Annotated in this window: 11 protein-coding genes; 6 read left to right on the forward strand and 5 right to left on the reverse strand. The window is 64.9% G+C overall.

Features of this window, described 5'->3' with window-relative positions:
- Positions 1 to 6: 6 nt before the first annotated feature.
- From DAD99_RS19610 to DAD99_RS19625, 4 genes are all read right to left on the reverse strand, one after another.
- Entirely contained in the window at positions 7 to 387 is a 381-nt protein-coding gene (locus DAD99_RS19610; RefSeq protein WP_193342880.1) for a GntR family transcriptional regulator, read from the reverse strand.
- Positions 384 to 2,198: an ABC transporter ATP-binding protein gene (locus DAD99_RS19615; protein WP_193342881.1), complete on the reverse strand. Its 1,815-nt coding sequence runs from the start codon at positions 2,196 to 2,198 to the stop codon at positions 384 to 386. Before DAD99_RS19615 ends, DAD99_RS19610 begins: the two co-directional genes overlap by 4 nt.
- Complete coding sequence (locus DAD99_RS19620; protein ID WP_193342882.1) at positions 2,195 to 3,940, reverse strand: ABC transporter ATP-binding protein; 1,746 nt, start codon at positions 3,938 to 3,940, stop codon at positions 2,195 to 2,197. Before DAD99_RS19620 ends, DAD99_RS19615 begins: the two co-directional genes overlap by 4 nt.
- A gap of 150 nt (positions 3,941 to 4,090) precedes the next feature.
- A complete protein-coding gene (locus tag DAD99_RS19625; protein ID WP_193342883.1) occupies positions 4,091 to 4,876 on the reverse strand; it encodes a trans-aconitate 2-methyltransferase in 786 nt (261 codons plus the stop codon).
- A gap of 97 nt (positions 4,877 to 4,973) precedes the next feature.
- Between DAD99_RS19625 and DAD99_RS19630 the strand changes: the two genes are divergently transcribed.
- The 6 genes from DAD99_RS19630 to DAD99_RS19655 all read left to right on the forward strand — a co-directional run bounded on the left by DAD99_RS19630 (position 4,974) and on the right by DAD99_RS19655 (position 11,951).
- The gene (locus DAD99_RS19630; RefSeq protein ID WP_193342884.1) at positions 4,974 to 7,520 is read left to right on the forward strand and encodes an RNA helicase; all 2,547 of its coding nucleotides are present in this window, start codon (positions 4,974 to 4,976) and stop codon (positions 7,518 to 7,520) included.
- A gap of 11 nt (positions 7,521 to 7,531) precedes the next feature.
- A complete protein-coding gene (locus DAD99_RS19635) occupies positions 7,532 to 7,705 on the forward strand; it encodes a hypothetical protein (RefSeq protein ID WP_193342914.1) in 174 nt (57 codons plus the stop codon).
- Between the two features lie 46 nt (positions 7,706 to 7,751).
- Complete coding sequence (locus DAD99_RS19640; protein WP_193342885.1) at positions 7,752 to 8,834, forward strand: IS630 family transposase; 1,083 nt, start codon at positions 7,752 to 7,754, stop codon at positions 8,832 to 8,834.
- Positions 8,835 to 8,839: 5 nt separating this feature from the next.
- Positions 8,840 to 10,036, forward strand: a complete 1,197-nt coding sequence (locus DAD99_RS19645; protein WP_193342886.1) for a CoA transferase — start codon at positions 8,840 to 8,842, stop codon at positions 10,034 to 10,036.
- Between the two features lie 30 nt (positions 10,037 to 10,066).
- On the forward strand, positions 10,067 to 10,567 hold the full coding sequence (locus DAD99_RS19650; protein ID WP_193342887.1) for a GNAT family N-acetyltransferase: 501 nt from the start codon (positions 10,067 to 10,069) through the stop codon (positions 10,565 to 10,567).
- 79 nt (positions 10,568 to 10,646) lie between these two features.
- The gene (locus DAD99_RS19655; RefSeq protein ID WP_193342912.1) at positions 10,647 to 11,951 is read left to right on the forward strand and encodes an alpha/beta fold hydrolase; all 1,305 of its coding nucleotides are present in this window, start codon (positions 10,647 to 10,649) and stop codon (positions 11,949 to 11,951) included.
- Here DAD99_RS19655 and DAD99_RS19660 read toward each other — a convergent pair.
- The gene (locus tag DAD99_RS19660; protein ID WP_193342888.1) at positions 11,925 to 13,340 is read right to left on the reverse strand and encodes an MFS transporter; all 1,416 of its coding nucleotides are present in this window, start codon (positions 13,338 to 13,340) and stop codon (positions 11,925 to 11,927) included. The two genes, DAD99_RS19655 and DAD99_RS19660, sit on opposite strands and share 27 nt — an antisense overlap.
- Between the last annotated feature and the right edge of the window lie 15 nt (positions 13,341 to 13,355).

The raw sequence follows: 13,355 nt of genomic DNA on the forward strand, positions 1-13,355 counted from the left end.
GTCCGGCTAGTCGGCGTCGTAGGCTGCTGCCAGTAGCTTGACTGCTTCGGCAAAGGTGGCACCTTGGGCCTTTGCCACCGATGCATAGGAGTTGGCGGCAAGGGACAGCGCATTCTCCCGCTCATCACGCGCGCACACCAGGGTGCCGTTCCTGCCCTTCGTGGCCACCACACCTGCTGCCTCCAGCTCCTTGTACGCCCGTGCAACGGTGTGCGGCGCGACGTCGAGCAGCCCCGCCAGCGTACGCACTGCCGGCAGCTTGGTTCCCGGCGGAAGGGCGCCACTGTCCGCCAGGCGGATTACGTGCAGGCGCAGCTGTTCAAACAGTGGCACCGTGCTCGACTGATTGGGCTTCCAGGTGCCGGGGAACGGACCGCCTGAGGTCATCGTCCGGCCTCCAACGTGCCGGCGCGGCCCGCACGTCCGGCGAACTGCGCGTTGTAGAGCCGCGCATAGCGGCCGTTGGCTGCCAGGAGGCTTCGATGGGTTCCCTGCTCTGCAATGCGTCCGTGTTCCATGACCAGAATTAGATCAGCGTCCCGGACAGTGGACAAACGGTGGGCAATGACAAAGCTTGTTCTTCCCCGGCGCAGCCTCTGAGTTGCCTGGCGGATCAGGGCCTCCGTCCGGGAATCCACCGAACTGGTTGCCTCGTCCAGGACCAGGACAGCGCGGTCCGCCAACTGCGCCCGTGCGATGGAGATCAGCTGGCGCTGCCCCTGGCTGAGCGGCTCTCCACCGTTGCCCAGCACCGTATCGTATCCGGCGGGCAGCGACCTGATGAGGTGGTCCACATGGCTCGCCTCTGCTGCCGCGGTGACCTCCGCATCTGTGGCCCCAGGCCGGCCGTATTCGATGTTCTCCCTGATGGTGCCGGAAAACAGCCACGCATCCTGGAGCACCACCCCAAAACCTTCACGCAGGACGTCCCTCGGAATATCAGCGATGTTGGTACCGCCGATGGTGATCCTGCCGGCGTCGACCTCATAGAACCGCGTGAGGAGATTAACAATGGTGGTCTTACCGGCGCCCGTATGGCCGACGATTGCCACAGTCCGGCCCGGTTCCACCGTGAACGAGAGTCCACGGACCGCCGGGTCAGTCCGGACATAGCCGAAGGTGACATCGCTGAACACAATCCGACCGCCCGGACCGGCTTTGCGGCCATCGCCGTCACGCTCGGCAGGTATCTCCTCAGCATCGAGCAGGTCGAACACGCGGCGCGCCGATGCCACACAGGACTGGATGACGTTGAGCATGCCGCCGATCTGGCCCACAGGTTGGGTAAAAAGCCGACTGAACTGGATGAACGCCTGGATCCCGCCGATGGTCATTGCCCCCATGGTGACCTGGAGCGCCCCCACCACCGCCACGGCGATGTAATTCACATTCGCGATAAGGACCATCAACGGCTGTACCATGCCCGATGAATATTGGGCACGTGCCGATACCCGGGCAAGGCGGTCGTTGCTTGCCTTAAACGCTGCAGCCGCCTGGTCCTGGTACCCGAAGGCCTTGATGACCTCGTGCCCGGTGACAAACTCCTCCACATGGGCGTTCAATTCACCCGTTTCGGTCCACTGGCGGGCAAAATGTGCTTGGGATTTCCGGGCCACCACAACGGTGATAAGGGTGGACAGCGGCACTGATACAAGAGCGATCAGTGCCAGGAGCGGAGAGATCCACAGCATCATGGCCAGGGCACCGCACAGCATCAGGAAGGACATAATCAGCTGCGTGAGGACCTGGCTGAGCGCTTGTGAAATATTGTCGATGTCGTTGGTGACGCGGCTCAGGACGTCTCCCCTGGACTGCGTCTGAAAGTAGGTGGAAGGAAGCCGGTGCAGTTTGGCCTGGGCGGATGCCCGGAGGCCATACATCAGGCCGTGTACCGCGCTGGCTGTCAACGCTCCCTGGATCCAGTTGAACAGGGAAGCGCCGACGTACATCGCGGCAACGGCGGCCAGCAGGATTCCCAGCCGCTGCCCGTCGAGCACTCCACTGTAGACCCCATCCACCACCACATCGGTGGCATCACCGAGGTAGTTCGGCGCCGCGACGTTGAGGACAACAAAAGCGCAGGTGGCCGCAACTGCGCCCAGCATCCGGCCCCGCGACGGGCGCAGCAAGGCAAGGACACGTCGTGCTGTGGGCCAGAAGCCGTCGGGCGCCGCCCCGGAGCCGGGCAAAGCCGTCATGGCGCGTCGTCCAGTGCCAGTTGGGACTCGGCGATTTCCCTGTAGGTGGCAGATGTCTCCAGCAACTGCAGGTGTGTCCCCTCTGCGACCAACCGGCCGTCGTCGAGTACCAGGATCTGGCCGGCGCCGGCAATGGTGGAGATCCGCTCCGCCACGACAATGACCACTGCGCCGTCAAGTGCCAACTCCAGGGCATCCCGCACCCGGGCCTCGGTGGCAAAGTCCAGCGCGGAAAAGCTGTCGTCAAACAGATAAACGGGAACTCTCCGCAGGAGGGCTCGCGCAATGCAGAGGCGCTGCCGCTGGCCGCCGGAGAGGGTAGTTCCCCCCTGCCCGACCTCTGTGCCCATACCCCGCGGCAGCGCACGGACGAAGCCGGCCGCCTGGGCTGTCTCCATGGCTTCCCATAGCTGGCCGTCGGATGCCTTCGGAGCTGCGACGCGGAGGTTGTCGGCGATGGTTCCGGAGAAAAGATGCGACCTTTGCGGCACAACTGCCATGGTCCGGCGGAGGACGTCCAAGGGCATGGAACAGATGTTCCGGCCGCCGATGCTGATGGTTCCGGCCGTGGAGTCCAGGAAGCGGGGCACCAGGCTCAGGAGCGTGGATTTTCCGCTGCCCGTGGAGCCCACGATGGCAACGGTGGTTCCTGGCCGGGCTGTGAAGCTGATGTCTTCAAGTACTGGATTTTCGGCGCCGGGGTAGGAGAAACTCACGTTCCTGAAGGTGACGTTGCCGCCATCCAAGGGGCTCCCATGGCCGGTCCCACGGGACGTCTGCTGGTCCTGGACTGACGGTTTTGTATTGAGCACGGCACCCAACCGTTCTGCGCAGGCGGCGGCCCGCGGTGCCGTCATAAACACGTACATGGCCATCATGATTGCCAGCAGGATCTGCAGGATGTAGGCGATGAAAGCCGTGAGGGCGCCGATGTTCATCCCGCCGTCATAAACCCGATGGCCACCGAACCACACCACGGCCACCGATGACAGGTTGACCACAATCATGATCAGCGGCAGCATGCCGGCCACGAGCAGCGACGACTGAAGGTTATTGCCGGTGAGGCTGGCGTTGGTCTTCGCAAACCGGCGTGTTTCGTGTCCCTGCCGGACGAAGGAACGGATCACATTTGCGCCGATGATCTGCTCACGAAGGAGTTCCCCCGTCCGGTCCAGGAGCTCCTGGCCCTGCCGGTAAAGGGGCACCAGGCGCCGGACGATGAGATACATGATCAGCAGCAGGATGGGCATGATGACGATTACGACGCTTGAAAGCACTATGTCCTGCTGCCATGCCAGCAGGACGCCCCCGGCCGCCATGACCGGCGCCGCCACCAGCATGGTGAAAACCAGGACGGCGAACGACTGGATCTGCTGGGTGTCGTTAGTGGCCCTGGTGACGAGGCTTTGTGTGCCGAAGGCTGCAACTTCCTGGGAAGAAAGCGACTGGATCCTGGTGAAGACCTCGCTGCGCAACTGGTGCCCGACCTTCATGGCCACCACTGCCCCGAAGTAGCCCGCGGCGATGGCCGCCGCCGCCTGCACCGCAGCGATCAGAGCCATAACAGTTCCCAGCCGGAAGATTTCCGGAGTATTCCCGGCCACGATGCCGTCGTCGATGATGGCAGCGTTAACGGTGGGCAGGAGCAGGTTGCCTGCGGTCTGGACGAGCTGGAGAGCAACGATTGCGGCCACGACACCCTTATGGCCAGCCAGAAGCCGGGCCATTAAGCCGAAAAGCATCGCACCTCCAGGACGGGATTTGGGAGGCTGATGAGGGTCCGGCCGTTTTGCCATCCCCAGGAGCCGCTGTGGTCATTGTAACCAGCATCACATTCTCTTCTTAGTCATGGGGCAATACCGACCATGTCGAGAACATCAAACGAATGGAGTTTATGTGCTGGGCTGCTTTTGCGCTACGGCAAAGATCCTCCGGAAGGGAAACACCGTGCCATGGACCGTTCCCGGGGACGCATCCCGCAGGGCTGCCGCATACTCGGCTTCAAAGACGAGGCCGTCCTCGGCTGAAAGGACCGCCACGACCGGGCGCAACGCCGTGCCTCGTACCCAGTTCAGCACCGGGTCCGTCCCCGTGAGGACCTGCTGGTACGTGGTTTCCCAGGCATCAGCCGTGCAGCCCGCGTCCAGCATGATGCGCAGGTAGTCTGTGGGCTCCCCCACGGATTCCCCACCGCGAAGTACCCCATCGAGCCGGGAAGACCAGAGGGCGGAACCCGCGAGGTCCCGCATCAGGGCATGGGACGGGGCGTTGAAATTTCCCGGCACCTGCATGGCGAACCAGGCACCGGGCTTGAGCGCCGCCAGCCAGCCCGCCAACATTTCCTGATGGCCCGGCACCCACTGAAGGGCGGCGTTGGTGACCACCACGTCGGTGTCAGCCGGGGGCGTCCAGGCCGCGATATCCGCCAGCCTGAAGCTGAGGCCCGCATGGCGGGCTGCCTGCGCGGCCGCCTTGTCCAACATCTCCCCGGACGAATCGAGCCCCACCACTTTCGCTTCCGGCCATCTTCGGGCGAGGGTGGCCGTGAGGTTCCCTGGACCACAGCCCAGATCCACAACGTGCCGTGGACGGTCCGTCTGGATCCGCCCCGTCAGGTCGAAAAAGGGCCGGTCGCGGTAGTCGCCGAACTGGACGTACTTTACGGGGTCCCACTTCACAGTTACCTCCATCGCCTGGTGCTGTCTGGCAGTACCGCGAGCCTAACCCGGGCCCGCCCGGATATCAGGCACCGGCTGGGCACTAAGCTGGAAATCAATGAAACTCGTTGACCAGCTGCCTGTCCTGCCCGCCCCAAACCCCTCCGGTGCAGGCATCGACCCGGACGCCCTGTACACCCAATTCCTGGAGTGGACCGAAAGCCGGGGCCTGGAGCTGTACACTGCCCAGGACGAGGCCATCATGGAGCTGGCCACCGGTGCCAACGTCATCCTCGCCACGCCCACCGGTTCCGGCAAATCGCTGGTGGCCATCGCGGCGCACTTCCAGGCCATGGCAAGAGGCCAGCGCAGTTACTACACCGCTCCCATCAAGGCGCTGGTCTCCGAGAAGTTCTTTGCCCTGTGCGACATCTTCGGCGCCGAAAACGTTGGCATGATCACCGGTGACTCAGGCGTGAACCAAAACGCGCCGATCATCTGCTGCACGGCAGAAATCCTTGCGAACATCGCCCTCCGCGAAGGAACCTCCGCCGAACTCGGCGCGGTCATCATGGACGAATTCCATTTCTACTCCGACCCCCAGCGTGGTTGGGCATGGCAGGTCCCGCTGATGGAGCTGCCCCAGGCCCAGTTCCTCCTGATGTCCGCCACCCTGGGTGACGTCAGCCGGTTCGAGGCCGGCATCACCGAGCTCACGGGACGGCCCACCACCACCGTGAGTTCAGCCGAGCGTCCCATTCCGCTGCACTACTACTATCACCAGACGCCGGTCCACGAAACGCTCGAGGAACTCCTCTCCACGCGCCAGGTCCCCGTCTATGTGGTGCACTTCAGCCAGATCGAGGCCATTGACCGGGCCCAGACGCTGATGAGCATCAACGTCTGCACCCGCGAAGAGAAGGACAAGATCGCCGATCTGATCGCGAATTTCCGTTTCGCCGCAGGCTTCGGTAAGACGCTCAACCGGCTGGTCCGGCACGGTATCGGCGTCCATCACGCCGGCATGCTGCCGAAGTACAGGCGGCTCGTGGAACAGCTTGCCCAGGCGGGCCTGCTTAAGGTGATCTGCGGTACGGACACGCTGGGCGTGGGCATCAATGTGCCCATCCGCACCGTTTTGCTCACCGCACTGAGCAAGTACGACGGCGTACGCACCCGTCCGCTTAACTCCCGGGAGTTCCACCAGATTGCCGGGCGGGCCGGCCGCGCGGGGTATGACACCGCAGGGACAGTGGTGGTCCAGGCTCCGGAACACGTGATCGAAAACGTGAAGGCCATGGCCAAGGCCACCGCCAAATTTGGTGATGACCAAAAGAAGCTCCGCCAGGTTGTCAAGAAGAAGCCGCCGGAGGGCTTCGTTTCCTGGGGCGAGCCCACGTTCAAGCGCCTTGTGGAATCCGTGCCCGATCCTCTGACCTCAAGTTTCAGCGTGACGCATTCGATGCTGATGAACCTGATGGAACGGCCCGGCGATCCGTTCACGGCGGCTCGCCGGCTGCTGACCGAAAACCACGAGTCCCGGTCCTCGCAGCTGCGGCTGATGAAAAAAGCCTTGGGAATCTACCGGGAGCTGCTTGCCGCCGAGGTGGTGGAACGCATCCCGGCAGAAGAGCAGGGCCACGACGGCAGGACCGTCCGGCTCACCGTCCATCTGCAGGCCAATTTTGCCCTGAACCAGCCGCTCTCGCCGTTTGCACTGGCGGCGCTGGAGCTCCTTGACCCGGATTCGCCGTCGTACGCCCTGGACGTGGTGTCGGTGATCGAGGCGACTCTCGAAAAACCCCGCCAGATCCTCTCCGCGCAGCAGAAAAAGGCCCGCGGGGAAGCGATTGCCGCGATGAAGGCTGATGGTATCGAGTATGACCAGCGCATGGCCATGCTGGAGGAAGTCACCTATCCGCAGCCACTCGCGGAACTTCTGGGCGAAGCCTTCGAGGTCTACCGCAAGGCCGCGCCGTGGGTGGGCGACTTTGAACTGGCGCCCAAGTCCGTGGTCCGCGACATGTACGAGCGCGCCATGAACTTCGGCGAGTTCGTCCAGTTCTACGGGCTGGCCCGCTCCGAGGGCATTGTGCTGCGCTACCTCGCCGACTGCTTCAAGGCGCTGCGCCAGACCGTGCCGCAGGACATGCTCCGGGAAGACCTTGAGGACCTCATCGCCTGGCTTGGCGAACTGGTGCGGCAGGTGGACTCCAGCCTCCTGGACGAATGGGAGGAGCTGACGTCCGGCGCGATGCCCACCCCGCACGACGCTCCCCCTCCCCCGCCGCCGTCGCTTACGTCCAACGTCCGCGCCTTCCGTGTGATGGTCCGCAACGAGATGTTCCGCCGTGTGGAACTGTTCGCGGACGAGAACGCAGCAGCCCTGGGCGAGCTCGACGGCGGCGCAGGCTGGGGTGCCGACCGCTGGGAAGACGTCCTGGACGACTACTTCGATGAACACAACGACATCGGCACCGGCCCGGATGCCCGCGGCCCCGGGCTGCTCATGATCACCGAAGAGCCCGGGCTGTGGAAGGTCCGGCAGATTTTCGACGATCCGGCCCGCAACCACGACTGGGGCATCTCCGCAGAAGTGGACCTGGCAGCTTCCGACGAATCCGGGACGGCAGTGGTCCGGGTCACCAACGTCAACCGGCTCTAGGCTGTGACCCAGTGGACTCGGTCCCCGACCTGACGGGCAGCCTTCGGGTTTTGGACGCCCTCGAGGCCCAGCCAGTCGCGCCAGCCAACGGTCCACGGCAGTGGTGGAACGGCCCGCTGGACGTCGAGGGGCTGGCCTTGGGGGCGGTCCAGGCAGCAGCGACGTCGCTGAACGCACTAGTGTAGCGTGTCGTTGATTCCTTTGGGTCTGATTCTTTGTCAGACTTGATCCATGGTTTATCTGGCAAGGGCATTGGAATTGCGTGACGGGGACCGGGGAGCTCTGGAGGCGCTGACTCGTGGGAAAGCATCCACCGCGACAGTGGCCCTGCGGGCGCGCACTGTTTTGTTGGCTGCCCACGGGATGCCGAATGTCGAGATTGAGAAGATCACCGGGTTTTCGGCACCCACGGTTTTGAAGTGGCGCAACCGCTATGCCGAGGGCGGGATCGAGGCCCTGTCCGATGTCCAGCGCCCGGGCCGGGAGCGGGAGATCGACGAACTTGCCCTGATTGCCGACACTCTGACCAATGACGGGAACCCGCCGGCCGAGCTGGGGATCTCGCATTGGTCCGCCCGGATCATGGCCGAGCGCCACGGAATCTCTTTTTCGTCCGTGGCCCGAATCTGGCGCCGTTGGAAGATCCAGCCGCACCGGATCGAGACATTCAAGTTCTCCACCGATCCCGCCCTGGAATCCAAGCTCCGGGACGTGGTGGGCCTGTACATGTCCCCGCCGGAAAACGCGGTGGTGGTGAGTATCGATGAGAAAACCCAAATCCAGGCCCTGTCCCGCACCGGCCCGGCCCAGCCGCTGTCCCCGACGCACCCGCTGCAGCAGACCCACGACTACAAGCGCAACGGCACCACCACCTTGTTCGCCGCCCTCGAGGTCCTTACCGGCAAACTCAGCGCGAACGCCTTCTACCCAAAGCACACCAACATCGAGTTCGTCGATTTTTTGGGCCGGGTCGCCCACGCCCACCCCGGGGTCGAGCTGCATGTCATCTGCGACAACTATGCGACCCATAAGCATCAGAACGTGAAGGACTGGCTGGCCGAGAACCCGCGGGTTACCCTGCATTTCACCCCGACCAGCTGTTCCTGGCTGAACATGGTGGAGATCTTCTTCGGGATCATCACCCGCCAGTGCCTCAAACGCGGGGCCTTCAGCTCCGTGAAAGAGCTGGAAGAAACCATGGAACGCTACATCGAGAACTACAACCAGGACGCCAAACCATTCACCTGGACCAAATCAGCGGACTATCTCCTGGGCAAGATGAAACGCAAACAAACCATTAACACGGAACACTAGTTGGCGTGCGGGACAGGTACTCGCTGGCATCCGGAGCCACGGCAGCGTCCTTCGATTCGCTCGGACACCTACGGATCGCAGGCGCGAAACCCGAAGGATTCGCTCCGACGTCCGGCTTCCGGCGCACGTCGGACGGCTGGATCCGTCTGCACGCCAACTATCCCCACCACGCAGCCCGGCTGATGGCGGCACTCTCCGTCAGCACGGCACAGGATGTGGAACACGCCCTGCTAAGCATGACGTCCCTGGCAGCCGAAGACGCCATCACGGCCAACAAGGGCGTCGCTGCTGCCGTGCGCACGCGGGACGAGTGGGCCGCGACCCCAATGTATGAGACGCCTGGCGCCGGGCCGTGGATCCGCATCTCCCGTCCACCGACGGACGCCAATGAAAGTCGGCAGCTCCCCCGGTGGGTTCCAGGAGCAGTTCCGCGCCACCCCCTGACCGGGCTCAAGGTGCTGGACCTGACGCGCGTCATTGCCGGTCCCACGGCCACGCGCCTCCTGGGCGCCCTTGGTGCGGAAGTACTGCGCATCGACCCGCCCCAGCTTCCGGAGTTGAGCGACGTATTCGTTGACTCCGGCTTTGACAAGCGCAGTGCGGAGGCGGACTTCCGGGAGCCGGACGTGATGGAAGCAGTCCGGGGCCTCATTGAGTCTGCCGACGTGGTGGTCACGGGTTACCGCGACGGCGGGCTGGAGCGCTTCGGGCTGGCGCCCGAAGCGCTGCTGCAGGCACGGCCCGACCTGGTGCTAGTCACCCTCAGTGCGTGGGGAAGCGGCGGGCCCTGGAAGGGACGGCGCGGTTTCGACAGCCTCGTACAGGCCGCCTGCGGCATAGCCGAACGGTATGGCCGAACGACTGAAGACGGGTGGCAGCCTGGGGCGCTGCCTGTGCAGGCGCTGGACCATGCCACCGGATATGGCCTGGCGGCGGCAGCACTTGCCTTGCTGGCCGAACGGCTCCGAACCGGACGCGGCGGCGCGGCCCGGCTTTCCCTGGGCCGAACCGCTGAAGAATTGTTCCGGCTCCCCGCATTGGCCGGCCACAGTGGTTCCCTGCCTGAACCGGACTTCCGCGTGATGGACAGCCCCTACGGCCGCCTGCGGTATGTTGGGCCGCCCATCATGGCGGACGGTGTGCCCCTTGAGTACAGCAAGTGTCCCGTCCGCTACGGGACATCACAGCTTCGCTGGCAGTAGCGGTCACGGCCCCGCTACTAAACTCGGACCATGAGTGTAATCCGCCCCGCCACCCGCCACGACGTCCCCGCCATCCTGCAGATGATCCACGAACTGGCCATCTACGAAAAGGAGCCGGACGCGGTCCGCAACACCCCGGAAATGCTGGCCGAGGTCCTGTTCGGCGGGAACCCGCGCGTGTTTGCCACGATGGCTGAGAACAGCGCTGGCGAGGTCCAGGGGTTTGCCCTCTGGTTCCTGAACTACTCCACGTGGGAAGGCGTCCATGGCATTTACCTGGAAGACCTCTACGTCAGCCCGGACGCCCGCGGCGAGGGCCACGGCAAGGCGCTGCTGAAGCACCTGGCCGCCACCGCCGTCGAGAACGGTTACGCCCGGGTGGACTGGAGCGTCCTGGACTGGAACGAGCCGTCGATCAACTTTTACCGCAGCCTCGGCGCCCGTCCCCTGGATGGCTGGTTCACGTTCCGGCTGACGGGCGACGCTCTGGAGAGCTTTGGCACCAGGACGGCAGCGTCCGTCCGTGGCTGAGCGCGACGCTTCCGTCCGAACCCCTCAGACGCGGACCCCCGTCCCGCATTTTGTTAAGGCCCGGCACGAATTCCGGGGCATGCGCACTGCCGAGCACTACTTCACCGTTCCCCTGGACCACTTCAAGCCGGAGAGCGGCGACGGAGCCGCCGAGACAATCACCGTTTTCGCCCGTGAGTACGTCTCGTCGGCCCACACCCAGGCTGAAGCCGAAGCGCTTCCCTGGCTGCTGTTCCTCCAAGGCGGCCCGGGCGGCCGCGGCAACCGGCTGGCTTCGCTGAGCGGCTGGAGCAAGGCGGCAGCCCGGGACTTCCGAATCCTGATGCTGGACCAGCGCGGCACCGGGCTTTCGACTCCTCTTGACCGGAACACGCTGCCTGCGCGTGGAACGGCCGAGGCACAGGCTGCGTACCTTGAGCATTTCCGCGCGGATTCCATCGTGGCCGACGCGGAGCTCATCCGTACGGCGCTGGGCTCCGGCCCCTGGAGCATCTACGGCCAAAGCTACGGCGGATTCTGCGCGCTGACGTACCTGTCCTTTGCGCCGGACGGGCTGAAGGAAGCCCTCATCACTGGCGGGTTGGCGCCGCTCACCGGGCACGCCGACAACGTCTATCGCGCCACGTTCGCGCGGGTAGCGGCACGCAACACTGAATACTTCAGCTGGTATCCGGAGGACCGCCGGACAGTGAGTGCAATCGCATCGCATCTTTGGCAGACCGAGGAATTCCTTCCCGACGGCCACCGGCTCACGCCGGAACGGTTCCAGATGGTGGGCTCCTTCCTGGGTGGAAACACGCGGGTAGACGGGCTGCACTACCTGCTGGAGGACGCCTTCACCGGGACGCCGCACGGGAACAGACTCTCCGATGCCTTCCTCGAGCAGGTCCAGGGCATCGTGTCCCGCCTGGCCAACCCGCTCTATGCCCTGCTGCATGAGTCCATTTACGGTCAGGGGCAGGCGACCGACTGGGCTGCCTGGCGGGTGCTGCAGGAAAATCCGGCATTCCGCCCGGATACGGAGCCGTTGCTGCTGACCGGTGAGATGGTGTACCCGTGGTATTTCGAGCAGGATGCCGCCTTGGTGCCGCTGCGGCAGGTGGCCCAGCTGCTGGCTGCCAAGACGGACTGGAAGCCGCTGTATGACCACACACAGCTGGTCGCGAACCGCGTGCCGGCAGCCGCCGCGGTTTACCGGGACGACATCTACGTGGACCGCGATCTGTCTCTGGAAACGGCGGCTGCCGTGCGCGGACTCCAGGTATGGGAGACAGCCGAGTTCCATCATGACGGCATAGCCGACGACGGCGAGGCCATTTTCGGTCGCCTGCTGGGTATGGTGCGCTCTGCTGCCGGCTCAGCGGGCAGCAGAGCCGCCAACTGAACCAGTGGTAGTGCCGGCGGTGGGGCTGCGGCGACGCGCCGCAAGGACAATGACGGCGGCGGTCAGCACGGCAGCCCCCACCAGGCCGCCCGCCATGTTCAGTCCCAGGTAGCCGGCCCAACTGAGGATCAGGCCGGAAGTCGCCCCGCCCACGGCGCCGGCGGCGCCCATCAGCATGTCCGACACACCTTGGACCACCACACGGGACTCCTGGGGGACGCTCTCGGCCAGCAGCGTGGAGCCGGATATGGTGGCTGCAGACCAGCCCATGCCCAGCAGCACAAGTCCCACGGCCACCGCCACGGTGGATGTCTGGCCGAATCCGGCGACAGCGACGGCGGCGATGAGCGTGGCGAAGCCGATCATGATGGTCTCTGTCCTGCCCGCCTTGTCGGTGAGCCATCCCATGACCGGCGACAACGCGAACATGCCGGCGATATGCAGCGAGATGGTGAAGCCGATGATTACCAGGACATCGCCGGACGAGGCGTGGCCGGCATGGGTGGAACCCGTCCCGGCCACAAGTTCCTGCAAATGAAGCGGGGTCATGGACATTACGCCCACCATCACGGCGTGGGCTCCGACGACGGCGGCAAGGGCCAGCCAGGAAGCCCTGTTCTGCCGGATTGCCCGTAGCCCGCGGACGAGCGATCCCCCGCCTGCGGTGCGCGCGGTGGCGCCTCGCTGGTTGGCCGGCGTTGGAGGCTTGCCCGGGGTCTGCCCGCCAGCTGTGTGGACGGCTGACTCCTGGGCAGCGATTTCGCGGGCGAGCAGGAGCGGGTCGGGCCTAAGCCCGGCGAAGAGCAGCACGATCGCCAGCAGGAGTCCGGCTGCGGAAATGACGAACGGTCCGGCGACGGGCGGCAGGCCGAGGGCCAGACCCACAACGGTGCCAGGCTGGATCAGGTTGGGGCCGGCAACGGCGCCCACCGTCACAGCCCACACAACAGCTGACAGCGCCCTGCCGCGGTGTTCAGCATCCGCAAGGTCGACGGCGGCGAAGCGTGCCTGCAGGCTGGCCGCGGTGCCCACCCCGATGCCCACGGCCCCCAGCACCAGCAGGACGAACAGTCCGGACACGATGGACAGCACTATCAGAACTGTGCCGGCCAGGGCGGCGGAAAGCCCCGTGACCTGCCCGGCCCGACGGCCCCGCCGGTCCGCCAGCGAAGCCAGGGGCAGGGCAGTCAGCGCGGCCCCCAATGTCATAACCGTGGCCACGGCACCCGCCCACACGCTGGAACCGGAAAGTTCCACGGCCAGGATGGAACCAATCGAAACCGTGGCTCCGGTGCCGATGCCACCGAAAACCTGGGCCGCGCCCAGCAGCACCACGGTGCGCCGTTGCACCTGGCGCACTCCTCTTTCCGTGATCAGTGTGCGGGCCATGGTCCGAGCATAGTC

Source organism: Pseudarthrobacter sp. AB1, assembly GCF_014926485.1.
Classification (GTDB): domain Bacteria; phylum Actinomycetota; class Actinomycetes; order Actinomycetales; family Micrococcaceae; genus Arthrobacter.